This window comes from Cellulomonas gelida (assembly GCF_006538725.1).
Lineage (GTDB): Bacteria > Actinomycetota > Actinomycetes > Actinomycetales > Cellulomonadaceae > Cellulomonas > Cellulomonas gelida.
Genome location: NZ_BJLQ01000023.1, coordinates 35,074 through 52,179, shown reverse-complemented (window position 1 = coordinate 52,179; position 17,106 = coordinate 35,074). Strand labels below are relative to the sequence as shown.

The following is a 17,106-nucleotide window of genomic DNA, read 5'->3' as shown; positions in this document are numbered from 1 at the left end:
CGCCCTGCGGCCGGACGGGTGAGGCCCGACACCCGTTCGTGCAGGTCGGACGCGCTCGGCATCGATCGGACACCTCGGCGTCGCCCGAGGTGGGACCGGTGTTCACCCACGCGCGTGAGGCTCGCCCCGGATCACCCCCGACCCGAAGCGAGACCTCATGCGTGTGCACGCCCCCGGGGTGCGGCCGGTCGCCGCCCTCGTCTCCGCCGCTGTCGTCGGCACGGCCCTCGCGGTCGCGGCCCCCGCCGCCGCCGACGATCCCGCCCTCCCGACGCTCCTCGTCTCCGAGATCAACCCCGACAACGGCGCGCACGTCGTCGACGGGCACCCGAGCACGCAGGACAACTTCGAGTTCGTCGAGATCGCCAACCCCGGCGCACAGGACGTGGACCTCGTCGCGTCGGGCGTGAGCGTCGCGTACACGAACGGCACGAACGTCACGTCGCTGAGCCTCGCGGCCGACTCGCCCAGCCCGGCGGTGGTGCCCGCGGGCGGCGCGCTGACGCTGTGGCTGCGGTACTCCTCGGGCACGGCCGACGGGTACTCGTCGGGCAGCCCGAACGCGTTCCTGTTCGACGCGAACGACTTCCGCGCGCACTACGGGCTCGACGCCGGCGTCCCGGTCGCGTACGTGACCGGTCAGGCCGGGTTCGCCAACAGCGGCACGCGCGGGGTGACGTTGCGCTCGGGCGGGCAGACGATCGCGTCGTCGACCTACACCGCTGGCACCGACACCGCCGCCGAGCGGAGCGCGCACTACCGTCGGCCGACCTCCGGGACGGCGGCCGGCGTGCACGCGCAGGCCGCGGTCCCGTCGCCGGGCAGCGTCACGCCGGACCAGCTGGTCGCCCCGAGCCCGGACCCGTCGGGCACGCCGACGAGCGAGCCGACGACGACGCCGACGCCGACGCCCGAGCCGACGACGGAGCCGACGACGGAGCCCACGACCGGCCCCACCACGCCCCCCGGCGCGGTCGCGCCGATCCTGCAGGTCACGGAGCTCGCGCCGGACACGCCGAACCTGGCCGGCGCCGACGCCTACGAGTTCATCGAGGTCTACAACGGCTCCGCCGCGCCCGTCTCGTTCGACGACTTCACGATCAGCTACCTGTACGTCGACGCGAATGCGGTGCAGACGAGCGCGGCCCTGTGGCCCGCGACCCCTACGGACCCGGCGATCCCCGCGGGCGGCACGCTCGTGCTCTGGATCAAGAACGACGCGAGCCGCGCGCTGACGGCGGCCGACTTCAACGCGCAGTACGGCACGGACCTCGCGGCGGGCACGCAGCTCGTCGAGATCGCCTCGGGCGGCATGGCCAACGCCGGGCCGCGCGGCATCCGGGTCGCGACGAACACGGGCGAGGAGGTCAGCTCCGCGTACTGGTTCACCGACGCGCAGACCACGCCGACCACCGCGATCCAGTACGCGTGGAACCCGGGACCGGGTGACCACCTGTGGACGCCCGCCGACCCGGCGGGCCCGGCGCAGACGCTCGTCGGGCTGGCCGCTCCCACGCCGGGCCGAGTCTCCGCGTCGCAGGTGCCCACGAACCTCGTCGTGCCGCCCGTGGACGCCACCGCGCCCGTGGTGCGCGACCTGACCGGCGGCTCCGAGAGCCCGGACGCCGACTCGCTCGACCTGCTCTTCGACGTGACCGACGACCGTCAGGTCCGCACGGTCGCGCTCACGCTGACGACGAACGTCGACGCGCCCGTGACGCACCTGCTCACGGCGAGCGCGCCGCACCGGTTCGGGTACTCGATCCCGGCGGTCGACCTGCTCGGCAAGCGGTGGGTCGAGTACACGGTTCGCGCCTCGGACGGCACGCACACGACGACGAGCGAGTCGGTGCGGCTCGAGCTGGGCGACGGCCAGCCCGACGCGGTGCGGCTCGACGTGCGCGACGGCCAGTTCGTCGGCGGGCGGACCCGCGTGGCCGCCACGACCGAAGGCGACCCCGCCGACCTGGGCCTGGCGATCGACGGCGAGCCCGTCGGCAGCGTCGTGCCCTCGCTCGAGAAGGCGCCGGTGTTCGCGTTCGAGGCGACGAGCACCGACGCGTTCTTCCGCAACGGCGTCAAGCTGGGCGACCAGGTCCTGACGATCTTCGACGAGGGCTTCTACTCGCGGGTCGAGACGGTGACGGCCGAGGTCCCGGTGGACCAGGTGCTGCGCGGGCGTGAGCTCACGATCGGCATCTACGCGGGCACCAAGGCGTGGCCGCAGCCGGACGTGAACGAGAACAACGACGACTTCTCCGCGTCGAACGTGCGGCTGGCCCTGCCGGACGGCCGCGTGCTGCGGCCCACCTCGTGCGGCGTCGCGGGTGAGGCCGCCGGCGCCGAGCACGCGGCGGTGCCGTGCCCGGACCCGTCCGCGAGCATCGGCTTCAAGGACGCGACGCTCGTCTACTTCACGGCGACGTTCACGATCCCGGACGACGCGTTCGGCTCCCTCGCGCACGTGTGGGACACCACAGCGGTCGCCGACGGCGAGCACAGCGTGACCGCCACGGCCGGCACGACGAGCGTGACCCGCACGGTCGTCGTCGACAACACCGCGCCGCAGGTCACGACCCCGCTCGTCGACGGCACCCTGTACCGCGGGCCGTTGACGGTCGACGCGCAGGCCACCGACGCGGGCTCGGGCGTCGCGTCCCTGACCGCGACGCTCGACGGAGCGCCCGTCACGCTGCCGCACGTCACCTCGTCGCTCGACCTGACGCCGGGCGAGCACGTCGCGGTGCTCGAGGCGCGCGACACGCTCGGCAGCACCACGCGCCGCACGCTGACGTTCCGCACGGCCGACGAGACCCCGGTGACGGACCTGCTCTCGCCGCTCGACGGTGCGCAGGTCCCGGCCGGGGACGTGGTCCTGCGGGCCACGCCCACGAGTCCCGAGGGCGACGCCCTCGGCGTCGCGCTCCGCGAGGGCTACGCCTTCACGGCGGGCGACGACGAGGTGACGGCCGCCTCGGGCGTCACGGGCGTCGCGGCGGGCGACGACCTCGACCCGACCCTGTTGTCCGCCGACGAGCTCGCCAAGCTCGCCAGCACCGACGGCCTGGCGTCGCAGGTCAGTTCCGCGACGCAGTTCCCGTACCAGCTCTTCACGGTGGCGGTCCCGGCCGACGCGGGCGCCGACGCGCACGTGCGGGTCGCGTGGAGCGGCTCGGCCAACGCCGACGCCAAGGTGCTCCTGTACGTCCGGAACACCACCGCGAACCGCTGGGACGAGGTGGACCGGCACCTGACGACCGACGGCGGGGCCACCGACTTCACGCTCGGTGCGCTCGTGCCCGTCGCGGACCACCTCGCGGACGGCACGGTGACCGTGCTGGTCCAGCACTCCGAGGGCTTCGCGGGCGAGGTCCGCTCGACGCGCGAGTCCGCGGTCACGCCGTTCCACGCCGCGGCGACGCCGCGCGACGAGTACGACTTCACCGTCGCGTGGGAGTCGGACACCCAGTACTACAACGAGAACCCCGCGTTCTACCCGCACCAGCTCGCGATCCACCGGTTCCTGCTCGAGCAGCGCGACGCCCTCAACCTGCAGTACCTGGTGCACACGGGCGACATCGTCGACGACTACGACCAGCCCGAGCAGTGGGAGCGCGCCGACGCGGCGTACGCCCAGCTCGACCAGGCCGGGCTGCCGTACGGCGTGCTCGCGGGCAACCACGACGTCGGGCACGCCGCGCAGGACTACTCCCAGTACAGCGCGCGGTTCGGCGCCGCACGGTTCGAGGGCAACCCCTGGTACGGAGGGCAGCTGCAGGACAACCGCGGCCACTACGACCTCATCACGGCCGACGGCATCGACCTGCTGGTGCTGTACATGGGCTGGGGTCCGGCCGACGAGCAGATCGCGTGGATGAACGAGGTCGCGCGGGCCTACCCCGAGCGCAAGGTGTGGATCGCGCTGCACGAGTTCATGCTCACCACGGGCGGCCTCGGGCCGATCCCGCAGCGGGTCATGGACGAGGTCGTCGCGACCAACCCGAACGTGTTCGCGGTGAGCTCGGGCCACTACCACGACGCCTACACGCGCACCGACGAGTTCGACGACGACGGTGACGGCACCGCCGACCGCACGGTCTACTCGATGCTCTTCGACTACCAGGGCCTGACCGAGGGCGGCCAGGGCTACCTGCGCCTGCTGCACTTCGACAACGACGAGGGCCGGATCGTCGTGCGGACGTACTCGCCGTCGCTCGACGACTTCGACTCCGACGACGCGTCCCTCAACTCGCCGCCGGGGATGCAGGAGTTCACCGTGCCGTACGCGGCGGTGGGCCTGACCCCGACGACGAAGACGCTGGCGACCGACTCGTTCCGCGTGGACGTGCTCACGTCCCGCACCATCGCGTCGTTCGCCTCGGTGCCGTCGGGCGCGACGGTCTCGGCCGTGTGGCGCGACGTCCCCGCGGGCGAGCACGGCTGGTACGTCCTGACCACCGGCCCGCACGGCGGCGTGCACCGGTCCGCGGTGCGCACGTTCGTCGCCGCGGCACCGACGACGATCCCGCTGTCGCCCGTCCCGACGATCTCGGGCACCGCAGCGGTCGGCGAGGCGCTGCGTGCGGTGCCGGGCACGTGGACCTCGGGGACCACGCTGCGCTACCAGTGGCTCGCCGACGGCACGCGGATCGCCGGCGCGACCTCGTCGTCGCTCGCACTCGCTCCCGCGCACCGCGGCAAGCGCATCTCGGTGCAGGTCACCGGCACGCTCGCGGGCCACCCGCAGGTGGTCCGCACGTCCGCGGCGACGCCGTCGGTCGCGGCCGGCGCGCTGCGCACGGCGACCCCGGTGGTCGTCGGGGCGGCCACGGTGGGCCGGACGCTCACGGCGCGGCCGGGGTCGTGGGGTCCCGCGCCGGTCACGCTGGCCTACCGGTGGTACGCCGACGGCTCCGCGATCCGCGGCGCGACCTCGTCGTCGTACCGCCTGGCACCCGCCCAGGCCGGCAAGCGGATCACCGTGCGCGTCACGGGGACGCGCACGGGGTACGCGACGACGAGCGTGGTGTCGCGTGCAACCGCGAAGGTCGCCCAGGCGCAGCTCACCAGCGCGCGGCCGACGATCACGGGCACGCCGAAGGTCGGCCGGACGCTCACGGTCTCGCGTGGCACGTGGACGCCCGGCACGCGGTTCACCTACGCGTGGTTCGCGGACGGTCGCCAGATCTCCGGCGCGACGAGCTGGCGGTTCACGCCCGGGGCGGCGCTCGCGGGCACGCGCGTCACGGTGCAGGTCACGGGGACGCGCGCGGGCTACGAGACGCACACCCGCACGAGCGCCGCGGTGACGATCCGCCGCTGAGGCCCGCGGGGGACCGCGGGCAGCGCCCGGCGGGGACGGAGGCAGTCGACGCGCTCGTCGAGCGTGGCCGCTGCCTCCGTCCCCGCACCCGTGCCCGGCGGTGCGGAATCGGCGGCGGCCGGGGGTGGTTCTGGTGGGGGTGAACGCGACTCAGGCGCAGCAGGTGACGTTCGGCCTCGACACGTTCGGGGACGTCACGACGACGAGCGACGGCCGGCCGGTGCCGCAGCACCAGGTGCTGCGCGACGTGGTCGAGCAGGGGGTGGCGGCCGACCGCGCGGGCGTCGACCACTTCTCGGTGGGGGAGCACCACCGCGACGACTTCGCGGTCTCGGCGCCCGATGTGGTGCTCGCCGCGATCGCCGCCCGCACGCAGCGCGTGACGCTCGGCTCGGCCGTGACGGTGCTCTCGTCGGACGACCCCGTGCGCGTCTACGAGCGGTTCGCGACGCTCGACGGGATCTCGGGCGGGCGCGCGGAGATCCAGGTGGGGCGCGGGTCGTTCGTCGAGTCGTTCCCGCTGTTCGGGTACGACCTGGCCGACTACGAAGCGCTGTTCGAGGAGAAGCTCGACCTCCTGGTGCGCCTGCGCTCCGAGGGTCCGGTCACGTGGACGGGCCGCACGCGCGCACCGCTCGACGGGCGCCGGGCCTGGCCGACGACCGCCGGTGGTGCGCTGCCGGTCTGGGTCGGGGTCGGCGGGACGCCCGAGTCGGTGGTGCGGACCGCGCGGCACGGGCTGCCGCTCATGCTCGCGATCATCGGCGGTGCGCCCGCGCGGTTCGCGCCGTTCGTCGAGCTGTACGGGCGCGCGGTGCGCGAGCTGCACGGCGCCGACGCCGTGGTGCCGCCCGTGGGCGTGCACTCGCCGGGGTTCGTCGCGGAGTCCGACGAGGACGCGCGCGACCTGCTGTTCCCGCACTTCAAGGCGAACCGCGACCGGATCGGCGCCGAGCGCGGCTGGCCGCCCATGACCCGCGACGACTTCGAGGCCGAGGCCGACGAGGGCGCGCTCTTCGTCGGCTCGCCGGACACCGTGGCGCGACGCATCGCGGACACCGTGCGCACGCTGGGCGTGCAGCGGTTCGACCTCAAGTACGCCCACGGCCCCCTGCCGCACGAGCACCTGCTGCGCGCGATCGACCTCTACGGCACCGAGGTCGCCCCCCGCGCCCGCGCCCTCCTCACCCCCTGACCGCTTCCCACCAACGCCGGACCCTCGCGGGCCGGCCGTCGGACCCGTTGTGGGTGGAGAAACGCCCGCCCAGCGATCGCTTCTCCACCCACAAGCGCCGCCGAGCCGACGCGCGGGCCGGGGTTAGCGGGTCAGGGCCGTGCGGACCAGGGTGGAGAGCTTCTTGCCGTCGGCGGCGAGGCCCGCGCGGGACGTGGCCTCCTTCATCACCGCGCCCATGTCCTTCATGCTCGTCGCGCCCAGGTCGGCGACCACGGCCGTGACCAGCGCCTGCAGCTCGTCGTCCGACAGCCGTGCCGGCAGGTACGTCTCGATCGCGTCGGCCTCGGCGGTCTCGTTCGCGGCGCGCTCGGGAGCGTGCGCGTCGGTGTAGATCTGCGCGCTCTCGCGGCGCTTCTTCACCTCGCGGGCCAGCACGGCCAGCACGTCGTCCTCGCCGAGCTCGCGCACCGTCGGGCCCGACTTCTCCTCGGCGCGCACGGCGCCGATCAGCTGGCGCAGCACGCTGGTGCGGGCGGTGTCGCGGGCCTTCATCGCGGTGGTGAGGTCGGCGGTCAGGCGGTCCAGCGTCGGGGTGCTCATGCGCTCATCGTCCCCCGCGTGGCGCCGCGTCGGCCAGTGGATACCGCGCTCGCGCCGGGTGCGGTGGCCAGCGTCACGCGGTCCCGGTTTGGGCGTCGCGGTCCGCGCCCTGTATCGTCTCTTCCGGCCCGCAAGGGTCGTGCGCCCGTAGCTCAATGGATAGAGCATCTGACTACGGATCAGAAGGTTGGGGGTTCGAGTCCCTTCGGGCGCGCATCGTGAAGCGGCTCTCATCGGTTCTCCGGTGGGGGCCGCTTCTTCGTCGGCGCCCGGACGCTGTCGCGGAGGCCGTAGCGGGCGGTTCGTCCGGGACTAAGGTCACCCGTACGGGTGAATGTGAGCCACTTCTCGAAGCGTTTCGCAAGAATTGCAAGGGATTGCGTCACTCACGGGACACACTCCGTGGCTACGGTGGACTGGTGACGGCAGAGACGACACCCCCCATCGCGACGCGCGAACACACCGTCGACGGCTTCGTGCGCGAGTTCTTGCGCGAGCTCAACTTCGGGCAGGGCGTGGACCTGACCCGGGCGTCGGTGAACGACAAGTACCTGGCGATGGCGCGCACCGTGCGCCACTACCTCATGACCCGCTGGCTCTCGACGCTGCGCAGTCAGGCCAAGCTGCAGGCCAAGTCGGTCGCCTACCTCTCGGCGGAGTTCCTGCTCGGTCGCCAGCTCGACAACGCGCTGCTGGCGTCCGGCCTCGAGGACATCGTGTCCGAGGGCCTCGAGAGCCTCGGCATCGACCTGGAGGAGCTGCGCCAGGCCGAGATCGAGCCCGGGCTCGGCAACGGCGGCCTCGGCCGTCTCGCGGCGTGCTTCATCGACTCGCTCGCGACCATGAACGTGCCGTCGATCGGGTACGGCATCCGTTACGAGTACGGGATCTTCAAGCAGACGTTCGTCGACGGCTGGCAGGTCGAGAAGCCCGACGACTGGCTGCGCCTCGGCTCGCCGTGGGAGTTCCCGCACCCGGAGGCCGCGGTGAAGGTCAACTTCGGCGGGCACGTCGAGCAGTACCAGGACGACGACGGCGTCGTGAAGCGCCGCTGGGTCCCGGGCTGGTCCGTGCTCGGCGTCCCGTACAACTACATGGTCCCGGGCTACGACGAGGGCCGCGTCAACACGCTGCGCCTGTGGAGCGCCCGCGCCACGCGCGCGTTCGACCTGGAGATCTTCAACTCGGGCGACTACGCCGAGGCCGTGCGCGCGCAGACGTTCGCGGAGAACATCTCCAAGGTCCTCTACCCCGAGGACTCGACGCCGCAGGGCAAGGAGCTGCGCCTGCAGCAGCAGTACTTCTTCGTCGCGTGCTCCATCAAGGACTTCGTCGACCAGGTGCTGCCGCAGGACTTCGACCTGCACAAGCTGCCGGACCGGATCGTCTTCCAGCTCAACGACACCCACCCGGTGATCGCCGTCCCCGAGCTCATGCGCGTGCTCGTCGACGAGAAGGGCTGGGACTGGGACGAGGCGTGGGCGGTCACGAAGCAGTGCTTCGCGTACACGTGCCACACGCTGCTGCCCGAGGCGCTCGAGGTCTGGCCGGTCGACCTGCTCGGCCGGCTGCTGCCGCGGCACCTCGAGATCATCTACCGCATCAACGACGAGTTCCTCGCCGAGCTGCGGGTCGCCTACCCGCACGACGAGCTGCGCGTGCGCCGCATGTCGATCATCGCGGAGTACCCGGTGCGCGCGGTGCGCATGGCCTACCTGGCGACGGTCGCGGGCACCAAGGTCAACGGCGTCGCGGCGCTGCACAGCCAGCTGCTGCGCGACAAGGTGCTCGACGACTTCGCGGGCTACTGGCCCGAGAAGTTCACCAACGTGACCAACGGCGTCACGCCGCGCCGCTTCCTCAAGCTGTCGAACCCGGGGCTCTCGGGGCTCATCACCGAGGCGATCGGCGACGGCTGGGTCACGGACCTCGACCAGCTCAAGGGCCTGGAGCCGCTGGCCGACGACGCCGAGTTCCGCCGCCGGTTCCGCGAGATCAAGTACGCGAACAAGCTGCGGATCGCCTCCGTGCTCGAGCAGCGCGACGGGATCGTCGTGAACCCGGACACGCTGTTCGACGTCATGGTCAAGCGCCTGCACGAGTACAAGCGCCAGACGCTCAAGCTCCTGCACATCGTGTCGCTGTACGAGAAGATCACGACCGGCAAGATCGCGGTCGCCGACGTCACGCCGCGCACGTTCGCGTTCGGTGCGAAGGCGGCGCCCGGCTACGTCCTGGCGAAGCAGATCATCGCCCTGATCAACGCCGTGGGTCGCACGATCAACGACGACCCCGCGCTCGAGGGTCGCCTGCGCATCGCGTTCCCGGCCAACTACAACGTCACGCTCGCCGAGACGCTGATCCCGGCGGCTGACCTGTCCGAGCAGATCTCGCTCGCGGGCAAGGAGGCGTCGGGCACGGGCAACATGAAGTTCATGCTCAACGGCGCCCTGACGATCGGCACGGACGACGGCGCGAACGTCGAGATCCGCGAGCTCGTCGGCGACGAGAACTTCTTCCTGTTCGGCTTGACCGAGCCGCAGGTCGCAGAGGTCGTCGAGCGCGGCTACCACCCGTCGGCGTACTACGAGACGAACCTGGACCTGCGCAACGCGCTCGACCTCATCGCCTCGGGGGCGTTCTCGGGCGGCGACCGGGCGACGTTCGAGCCGATCGTCTCGAACCTGCTCAACGAGGACCGCTTCCTCGCGCTGGCCGACTTCCAGGCGTACGTCGACGCGCAGGCCCGGGTCGACGTGGCCTACGCGGACTCCGAGGACTGGACGCGGCGCGCGGTGCTCAACGTCGCGCGCGGCGGGTTCTTCTCGTCCGACCGGTCGATGCGCGACTACATCGACCGCATCTGGCACACCTACCCGGTCGCGCCGGAGGCCTGAGCCACACCGACGAACGCCCCTCGCCCACCTCGGGCGCAGGGGCGTTCGTCGTCCGACGACGAGCCCGCGTCCCGTCGGGCCGGCACGCGCACGCACCGGGGGCTTGACCTGGAGTGCGCTCCAGGTTGCAGGCTCGTCGTCATGGACCAGGACCTGACGACGACCCGCACCGCCGAGCCCGTGCTCGGTGCCATGTACTTCGGCACGCGCGCCGACGACGCGCTCTCCTTCGACCTCCTGGACGCGTTCGTCGACCAGGGCGGCCGGTGGATCGACACCGCGAACTGCTACGCCTTCTGGGAGGACCCGTCGGGCGTCGGCGGGCAGAGCGAACGCGTGCTCGGACGCTGGTTCGCGGCACGCCCGGGGATGCGCGAACGCGTGCGGCTCGCGACGAAGGTGCGCCACCAGCCGCTCGTCCCGCACGAGTGGCCCTCGTCTGCGGAGGGGCTGTCCGCGGAGGCGATCGAGCGCGGGTTCGCGGCCTCGCTCGACCGGCTCGGGCTCGACTCCGTCGACCTGCTGTGGGCGCACGCCGAGGACCGGTCGGTGCCGCTGGACGAGACGGTGGCGGCGTTCGGCGAGCTCGTCGCGGACGGCCGGGCGGGACGGCTCGGGGCGTCCAACCACGCCGCGTGGCGCGTCGAGCAGGCGCGCGCGATCGCGCGTGAGCAGGGCGTGGAGCCGTGGACCGCCGTGCAGCTGCGCTACTCGTACGTCGTGCCGCGGCCGGGGGTCACGCTGCCCGAGGGCGGCCACGTGCACGCCGAGCGCGACCAGCTCGACCACGCGCGCTCGCAGGGCCTCGACCTGTGGGCGTACTCGCCCCTGCTGACCGGTGCGTACGTGCGCAGCGACCGCCCGCTGTCGCCGGGCTACGACCACCCGGGCACCCACCGCCGCCTCGAGGTGCTCGCGCAGGTGGCCGACGAGCTCGGCGCGACGCGCAACCAGGTCGTGCTCGCGTGGCTGCTGGACCAGGGCATCCACCCGATCCTGGGCGTCAGCTCAGTCGACCAGCTCACGGAGGCGATGGCGGCGCGCGAGGTCGCCGTGACCGATGAGACGCGGACGCGCCTCGACGAGCCGGCCTGACGCGGGGGCGGCAGAGGTCGGTGGGAGCATGACGGCCATGACGGGGTACGCACCGGGTGAGGTCGCGCAGCGCACCGGCCTGAGCCTGGACACGCTGCGCTACTACGAGCGGGAAAGGCTGGTCGGGCCGGTCGGGCGCTCGGCGGGCGGGCAGCGCCGGTACGACGAGGACGACGTCGCCTGGATCGGCATCGTCACGTGCCTGCGCGAGGCGGGCCTCGGCATCGCAGACCTGCGCCGGTTCACCGAGCTCCTGCGCTCGGAGGCAGGGCAGGACGACCGCGTCGCGTTCTTGCGCCGTCGTCGCGCCGAGCTCGAGGATCAGGCCGTGCGCATCCGGGCCGCGATCGACGTCCTCGACGGCAAGATCGCCCACTACGGGGGCGACGCCTGAGGGGTGGTCGGCGTCGCACGGCGCGCGGGGCGCCCCCCGTTCGCGCGTAGGGTGTCGCCGTGGCCAAGAAGACGCAGGAGATGAAGCCGTCCACGGCGGCGGCGAAGCTCGACGTGTACCTGCCGGCGACGCCCGAGGAGTTCCGCACCGGCACGGTGACGCGCGACGAGCTCGCCGAGCTGCAGCAGGACCCGCCGCAGTGGCTCGTCGACCTGCGTCGCAACGGACCCCACCCGCGCAACGTCGTCGCCGCGCGGCTGCGCGTCTCGACGTCCGGGCTCGCGCGTGCCGGGGTCACGGACGCGCTGACGACCGACGAGATCAACGCGCTGATCGCCGAGCCGCCCGAGTGGCTCGTGCGCGAGCGGCAGACGTTCGAGGAGGTCCGCCGCGAGGAGCGTCGGCTGGAGGCGCGCGAGGCCGACCGCCGCGCCGAGCAGGCTCGCCGCGAGAAGTCCTGACGCGTCGCGTGCGGTCAGCGCTTGCGGCCGCGGTTCGTCCCGGGCTTGCGACCGCCTGACGTGCGAGGGCTCGGGGCGCGTCGCCCACCGGCGGCAGCGCCCTTCGTCGCCTTGCCGGCACCACCCTTGCCGGCACCACCCTTGCCGGTGCCGCTCTTCGCGCCGCCGGCCTTCCCGGCCCCGCTCTTCCCTGCCCCGCCCTTGCCGCTGCCCTTGCCCGACGCCTTCGTCGGCGCCTCGGCCGTCGCGCCCCGGCCGCGGGAGGACGTCGCGGTGCGCCCCCGGACGATGCCGATGAGCTCCTCGGTGAGGTCGTCGTAGGACTCGGTCAGCCACGCGAGGCCCACGGCGGAGCCCGGCGCGTCGGTGACCGGACGCGTCGTCAGGCCGCGGCGCAGGTGCAGCCGCGCGACCGAGTGCGGCGCGACGAGCACCGCGTGCCCCGCGGCGACGAGGTCGACCGCGTCGCTCGTCGTCGCGACCGCACCCGCGAACCGCTCGCCGGGCGCGTCCGCCCAGCCGAGCACGTCGTCGACGGGCACGACGAGCGTCTCGTCGGCGAGGTCCGCGGCCGTGATCTCCTCGGCGGCGGTGAACAGGTGGTCCTTGGGCACGACGACGACCGTCGCCTCGGTGTACATCGGGATCGCGTCGATGCCCGCGCGGTCGACGGGCAGGCGCAGGAGGCTCGCCGCGACGTCGCCCGCCCGCAGAGCGTCCACGGCGTCGGCCGCGGCGACCGGCACGAGGTCGAGCGCGACGTCCCGGATCCGCTCCTCCCAGACGCGCACCCACCGGCCCGGGTTCACGCCCGGCACCATGCCGAGCCGGAACGCCGGCGGCGAGGTGTCCGCCGACGAGGCGTCCGACGCCGGGCCGTGCGTGGGGTCCTGCTCGCTCATGCCGTGCGCCTCGCGATCACGTCGGTGGAGGGGCGGCCGGTCGCCAGCCCACGGGCCTCGAACTTGGTGACCGGGCGGTGCGGCGGTCGGGGGACCGCGCCGGCCGAGTCGAGGCCCTCGTCGGCCGCGAGGACCTCGACCATCTGCTCGGCGTACGGCGCCCAGTCCGTCGCGACGTGCAGCGTGCCGCCCGGCCGCAGGCGCGAGCGCAGCAGCGCCACGTGCTCGGGCTGGACGAGCCGGCGCTTGTGGTGGCGGGCCTTGGGCCACGGGTCGGGGAAGAAGGCGTGCACGGCGTCGAGCGTCGACTCGCCGATCGCGTGCCGGGCCAGGTCGAGCGCGTCGCCGTGCGCGACGCGCAGGTTCGTCAGGCCGAGCCGTTCGACGAGCACGAGCAGGTTCGCCAGGCCCGGCAGGTGCACCTCGACCGCGAGGTAGTCGCGGTCCGGGTCGGCCTGGGCCATCGCCGCGGTCGTCTCGCCCATGCCCGGCCCGATCTCGAGCACGAGCGGCGCGCGGCGGCCGAACAGCGCGGTGGCGTCGAGCAGACCGTCTGGCGTGCGGGGGAACGGCGAGGCCTCGTCGTGCACGGAGAAGCCGAACCGGGGGAACAGGCGCGTCAGCGCGTCCGTGCGGTCGCGGCCGAGCGCCGCGCGCCGCGGATGGAACGTGCGCAACGGCTCGTGCGGGCGCGCAGCCTCGTGGCGGAACGCGTCGGGCGGCTGGCTCACGCACAGCAGCCTACGGACCCCGCGCGGCCCCGCCGTCGCGTGGCTACTGTCGGCCTCATGCCGCAGGCCGGTGAGCCCGCTTCGCACGTGCCGCCCCGCGACCTGGCACGCCTCGCGCTGCTGGGAGCGCTCGTCGGCCTGCCCGCCGGTCTCGTCGCCTTCGCGTTCATCGGCCTGGTGCACGAGCTCGAGTCCTGGCTGTGGGACGACCTGCCGGTGCTGCTCGGCGCCGACGCGCCGCCCTGGTACCTCGTGCTCGCCCTGCCCGTGCTCGGCGGCCTGCTCGTCCATCTCGCCCGGATGCTGCCCGGTGACGGCGGGGCGTCGCCCATCCACGGGCTGCACCTGGGCGGCGCGCCGCGGCCGCCGGACGCCTGGGGAGTCGCGCTGGCCGCGGTCGCGACGTTGCCGTTCGGCATGGTGCTGGGCCCCGAGGCGCCCCTGATCGCGCTGGGGGCGATCGTCGGCACGTGGGTCACGTCGTGGGCGCGGATGACGGACCAGGGCCGGACCGTCGTGGCGACGGCCGGGTCCGGCGCGGCGATGTCGACGCTGTTCGGGGGGCCGCTCGTCGCGGGGCTCATGCTGCTCGAGGGCGGCGTCGGGGCCGGCGCGCTCGTCATCCCGCTGCTCGTGCCGGCGCTCGTGTCCGCCGCCGTCGCGTACACGCTCGTGACGGGCCTCGGCTCGTGGGCCGGGCTCCCGGTCGGCGGGCTCGCGATGCCCGGACTCCCGGAGTACGAGACCGTCCTGGTGCGTGACGTGGTCGTCGCGGTGCTCGTCGGGGTGCTCGCGGCCGTCGTCGCGCGGCTCGTGCGACGGGCCGCCACGTCGCTCGCGGGCCTCGAGCCTCGGCTCGGTCGGGGGCCCCTGCTGCTGCTGGGCGGGCTCGCGGTCGGCGTGCTGGCGCTCGTCGCGGACGCGCTCGGTGCGGACCCGCAGGAAGTCCTGTTCTCGGGGCAGTCGTCGATCCCGGACCTCGTCGCCAGCGGATCGGTCGCCGCCGTGCTCGTCGTGCTCGTCGCGAAGGTGCTGGCCTACGCCGTGAGCCTCGGGGCGGGCTTCCGGGGCGGGCCGATCTTCCCGGCGATCTTCATGGGGGTCGCGTTCGCGTCGTTCGCGGTCGTGACGGTCGACCTGTCGCCGACCGTGGCGATCGCGGTGGGCGCCGGGGCGGGCATGGCGGCGATGACGCGCATGGTCGTCTCGCCCGTGCTCTTCGCCGCGCTCCTCGTCGGGCGTCCCGGGCTCGACGCGGTGCCCGTCGCGGTGATCGCGACCGTCGCGGCGTGGCTCGGGTCCGCGGTCCTGGACCACCGCGACCTCCTGGGCCGACGACGGGCGGACGCCGACGAGGCGGCGATGGCGGCCGCCCCCGCCGGGACCGCCCTGCCCGTGCCTGCGCCGAGCGTGCCCGCGCCGGGCGCCCTCCAACCGGGCGTCTCCGAACCGGGCGTCCCCGAGCCGGGCGTCCCCGAGCCGGGCGTCCCCGAGCCGGGCGTCCCCCGACCGGCGGCCGCAGCCGGGGCCGAGCTGACGCCGGACCCGCCCGACGCGGGGGAGCGGCCATGAGCGGGCCGTCACCCGTGGAGCCCGGCGCGCCCGGCGCACTGCCCGTCCTGACCGGGTCCGACGACACGCGGGACGAGTCCGCGCTGACGGTGGCGATCGCGCTCGGGGCCAACCTGCTCATCGCGGTCGCCAAGTCGATCGCGGCCATGGTCACGGGCGCAGCGTCGATGCTCGCCGAGGCCGCGCACTCGTGGGCGGACACGGGCAACGAGGTGTTCCTGCTCATCGCGCAGCGCAAGGCCGCCCGCCCCGCCGACCGCACCCACCCGCTCGGGTACGGCCGCGAGGTCTACGTGTGGTCGCTGTTCGCGGCGATCGGGCTGTTCGCGGTGGGCGCCGGGGTCTCGATCACGCACGGGATCTCCGAGCTCGCCCACCCCGAGCCGGCCACCGACTTCGGCGTCGCCTACGCCGTGCTCGGGGTCGCGTTCGTCCTGGAGGGTGTCTCGTTCCTGCAGGCCAACCGGCAGGTGCGCACCGCCGCGCGGCGCCGCGACCAGGGGCTGCTCGAGCACGTGCTGCGCACGTCGGACCCGACCGTGCGCGCGGTGTTCTTCGAGGACGCGGCCGCACTCGTCGGCATCGTCATCGCCGCCGCGGGGATCGCGGCGCACGAGATCACGGGGTCGACCGTGCCCGACGCGATCGGCTCGATCCTCGTCGGGATCCTGCTCGGCGTGGTCGCGGTGGTCCTGATCGAGCGCAACCGCAGGTTCCTCGTCGGCGAGGTCGCCGACGACCGCCTGTGGAACGCCGCGCTCGCGACCCTGCAGGCCCAGCCCGAGGTCGCGCGCGTCAGCGAGCTGAGGCTCGAGCTCGTCGGGGCGCGGAAGGTGTTCCTGTCCGGTGCCGTGGACCTGGTGGGCGAGCCCGACGAGACAGCGGCCTCGCACCAGCTCGCCGCGCTCGAGCGTCGCATCCGTGCGACGCCCGGCGTCGTCGGTGCGCTCCTGTCGCTCGCGGAGCCCGAGGACCCGGGGCTCACACCCCGCCGGGCCCCGCACTGACGCCGCGGCCAGGCGTCCGTCGTCAGAGGTCGGCGTCCGCAGCCGTCGGCGAGGGACGCGGGCCGTCGGTCGTCGGCGCACGAGCGTCCGGGCCGGTGCCGCGGACCCACCGGCCCACGGGGCCGTCGTCGGACGCGCACGCGTGCCCGATCGCCATGCACGCGATCACCACGAGCGCGAGCGCGAACAGCCACCCGAGGTAGGCGAACACCAGCCCCAGCACGCCGAACTGGCGCGCACCGGCCGTCAGCGCGAGCGGCAGGTAGACGGACCCGGCCTGACCGAGCAGCGCGATGGCGACGCCCGTCAGCACACCCGTCACCACGACCGGGCGGCGCGGGAGCTGGCGGCGCAGCAGCAGCTGCGGCACGAGCGTGAACACGGCCGACCAGATGAGCGCCTGCACCGCGAGCTGGGTGACGCCCCGCCACGACGACGTCACCACGTCACGCGTGAACGCGACGATCGATGTCGCGAGCGCGACGGCCAGGACGGTCGCGAGCCAGCGCCACGCGTTGCGCAGCCCGGGACGCCGGGCGCCCCAGACACGGACGTAGACCCGCTCGAGCGCACGCGCGAACGACGTCGCCGAGATCAGCGCGACGAGGATGCCCAGGATCCCGATGGTGCTCGCGATCTGGCTCGAGTCCGGCACCGAGCCCGCGAGCGCGGCGCGCGTCTCGTCGGACAGGCCGAGCGAGCCCGAGACCCAGCTGCCGACCCCCTCGTCGTCCGGCCGCAACGCGGCGGTCACCAGCATGAGCGGGACGATCGAGGTGAACGCCTGCGCGGCGAGCGTCATGGCGCGGTCGAACACCTCGATCGCGACGAGCTCGCGCACGATGCGCTCGAGCAGACGACCGGTCGGGGTGCCGCGCGTGGCGTCCCAGCGACGCAGCCCCCAGGCCCGTGCCGCTGCCGCCCCCCGCGCGACCCCGCCCGCCACG

General features: G+C 73.8%; 12 protein-coding genes and 1 tRNA gene. 9 read left to right on the top strand and 4 right to left on the bottom strand.

The genetic code is table 11. The features are described from left to right. Positions 1-157 precede the first annotated feature (157 nt). Both CGE01nite_RS11195 and CGE01nite_RS11190 read left to right on the top strand, forming a co-directional pair. Positions 158-5,323 carry a metallophosphoesterase gene (locus tag CGE01nite_RS11195; protein WP_141370975.1) on the top strand — a complete coding sequence of 1,722 codons (5,166 nt, stop codon included), beginning with the start codon at positions 158-160 and terminating at the stop codon, positions 5,321-5,323. Positions 5,324-5,456: 133 nt separating this feature from the next. Next, positions 5,457-6,518 carry an LLM class flavin-dependent oxidoreductase gene (locus CGE01nite_RS11190; protein WP_255318502.1) on the top strand — a complete coding sequence of 354 codons (1,062 nt, stop codon included), beginning with the start codon at positions 5,457-5,459 and terminating at the stop codon, positions 6,516-6,518. Between the two features lie 123 nt (positions 6,519-6,641). Here CGE01nite_RS11190 and CGE01nite_RS11185 read toward each other — a convergent pair whose 3' ends face one another. Continuing rightward, positions 6,642-7,100, bottom strand: a complete 459-nt coding sequence (locus CGE01nite_RS11185) for a GatB/YqeY domain-containing protein (protein ID WP_170210950.1) — start codon at positions 7,098-7,100, stop codon at positions 6,642-6,644. Between the two features lie 141 nt (positions 7,101-7,241). Between CGE01nite_RS11185 and CGE01nite_RS11180 the strand changes: the two genes are divergently transcribed. The 5 genes from CGE01nite_RS11180 (at position 7,242) to CGE01nite_RS11160 (ending at position 11,947) form a co-directional block, all read left to right on the top strand. After that, positions 7,242-7,314: transfer RNA gene (locus CGE01nite_RS11180), tRNA-Arg, on the top strand. Positions 7,315-7,519: 205 nt separating this feature from the next. Continuing rightward, positions 7,520-9,997: a glycogen/starch/alpha-glucan phosphorylase gene (locus CGE01nite_RS11175; RefSeq protein ID WP_048342695.1), complete on the top strand. Its 2,478-nt coding sequence runs from the start codon at positions 7,520-7,522 to the stop codon at positions 9,995-9,997. Positions 9,998-10,138: 141 nt separating this feature from the next. Beyond that, positions 10,139-11,092, top strand: coding sequence for an aldo/keto reductase (locus CGE01nite_RS11170; protein WP_218022621.1), 954 nt, complete (start codon positions 10,139-10,141; stop codon positions 11,090-11,092). 28 nt (positions 11,093-11,120) lie between these two features. Then, the gene (locus tag CGE01nite_RS11165) at positions 11,121-11,486 is read left to right on the top strand and encodes a MerR family transcriptional regulator (RefSeq protein WP_141370971.1); all 366 of its coding nucleotides are present in this window, start codon (positions 11,121-11,123) and stop codon (positions 11,484-11,486) included. Between the two features lie 80 nt (positions 11,487-11,566). Then, a complete protein-coding gene (locus CGE01nite_RS11160; protein WP_048342727.1) occupies positions 11,567-11,947 on the top strand; it encodes a DUF5997 family protein in 381 nt (126 codons plus the stop codon). A gap of 14 nt (positions 11,948-11,961) precedes the next feature. Here CGE01nite_RS11160 and CGE01nite_RS11155 read toward each other — a convergent pair whose 3' ends face one another. Further along, positions 11,962-12,849, bottom strand: coding sequence for a LysR substrate-binding domain-containing protein (locus tag CGE01nite_RS11155; protein WP_141370969.1), 888 nt, complete (start codon positions 12,847-12,849; stop codon positions 11,962-11,964). After that, on the bottom strand, positions 12,846-13,580 hold the full coding sequence (gene trmB, locus CGE01nite_RS11150) for a tRNA (guanosine(46)-N7)-methyltransferase TrmB (RefSeq protein WP_141370967.1): 735 nt from the start codon (positions 13,578-13,580) through the stop codon (positions 12,846-12,848). The genes CGE01nite_RS11155 and trmB overlap by 4 nt, the downstream gene beginning before the upstream one ends. A gap of 57 nt (positions 13,581-13,637) precedes the next feature. On the opposite strand from trmB, the gene CGE01nite_RS11145 reads away from it, so the two are divergent. Further along, on the top strand, positions 13,638-15,152 hold the full coding sequence (locus CGE01nite_RS11145) for a chloride channel protein (RefSeq protein WP_141370965.1): 1,515 nt from the start codon (positions 13,638-13,640) through the stop codon (positions 15,150-15,152). Continuing rightward, the gene (locus CGE01nite_RS11140) at positions 15,149-16,159 is read left to right on the top strand and encodes a cation diffusion facilitator family transporter (RefSeq protein ID WP_141370964.1); all 1,011 of its coding nucleotides are present in this window, start codon (positions 15,149-15,151) and stop codon (positions 16,157-16,159) included. Before CGE01nite_RS11145 ends, CGE01nite_RS11140 begins: the two co-directional genes overlap by 4 nt. A 22-nt stretch (positions 16,160-16,181) precedes the next feature. On the opposite strand, the gene CGE01nite_RS11135 is transcribed toward CGE01nite_RS11140, so the two are convergent. Next, entirely contained in the window at positions 16,182-17,105 is a 924-nt protein-coding gene (locus tag CGE01nite_RS11135; RefSeq protein ID WP_048342700.1) for a YhjD/YihY/BrkB family envelope integrity protein, read from the bottom strand. Position 17,106: the final 1 nt, after the last annotated feature.

Bases quoted from the DNA above. Each gene is read 5' to 3' on its own strand.
- CGE01nite_RS11195 (WP_141370975.1), top strand. From the start codon at position 158: ATGCGTGTGCACGCCCCCGGGGTGCGGCCGGTCGCCGCCCTCGTCTCC.
- CGE01nite_RS11185 (WP_170210950.1), bottom strand. From the start codon at position 7,100: ATGAGCACCCCGACGCTGGACCGCCTGACCGCCGACCTCACCACCGCG.
- CGE01nite_RS11170 (WP_218022621.1), top strand. From the start codon at position 10,139: ATGGACCAGGACCTGACGACGACCCGCACCGCCGAGCCCGTGCTCGGT.
- CGE01nite_RS11165 (WP_141370971.1), top strand. From the start codon at position 11,121: ATGACGGCCATGACGGGGTACGCACCGGGTGAGGTCGCGCAGCGCACC.
- CGE01nite_RS11160 (WP_048342727.1), top strand. From the start codon at position 11,567: ATGAAGCCGTCCACGGCGGCGGCGAAGCTCGACGTGTACCTGCCGGCG.
- CGE01nite_RS11155 (WP_141370969.1), bottom strand. From the start codon at position 12,849: ATGAGCGAGCAGGACCCCACGCACGGCCCGGCGTCGGACGCCTCGTCG.
- CGE01nite_RS11145 (WP_141370965.1), top strand. From the start codon at position 13,638: ATGCCGCAGGCCGGTGAGCCCGCTTCGCACGTGCCGCCCCGCGACCTG.
- CGE01nite_RS11140 (WP_141370964.1), top strand. From the start codon at position 15,149: ATGAGCGGGCCGTCACCCGTGGAGCCCGGCGCGCCCGGCGCACTGCCC.